This is a genomic window from Streptomyces africanus (genome assembly GCF_002150735.1).
Taxonomy (GTDB): Bacteria; Actinomycetota; Actinomycetes; order Streptomycetales; family Streptomycetaceae; genus Streptomyces; species Streptomyces africanus.
Window position 1 is genome coordinate 208 of record NZ_MUKA01000718.1, and the last position, 322, is coordinate 529.

General features: G+C 73.3%; 1 protein-coding gene. It reads right to left on the reverse strand.

Annotation, left to right across the window (positions count from 1 at the left end):
* Positions 1 to 322 (reverse strand): TolB family protein (locus CCL05_RS47040; RefSeq protein ID WP_425276004.1); only part of this gene is annotated, 322 nt, incomplete at both ends.

Consider the following 322-nt stretch of genomic DNA (forward strand, 5'->3'; position numbering starts at 1 on the left):
CGCGGGCGGCCGCGGGGGTCAGCACCCGGCAGTCGTCGCCCGTGAGGGAGGTGAGGAGGATGCCGGCACGCTCGTCGACCCGGCCGCCGCCGCTCTTGCGGTTGAAGGCGAGGGACGTGCCGTCCGGCGAGAACGCCGGGCTGTCGTCGATGACCGCGCAGTCGCCCGGGCAGATGTCGGCGCTCAGATCGTGCTGCTGGTGCAGGCGGGCCACCGGCACGGTCCAGATGTGCTTGTTGCCGCCGTTGCCGCCGATCACCTCGTTGCGGGTGAAGGCGAGCGTCCTGCCGTCCGGAGACCAGGTGGGCTGGGCGTCACCGCC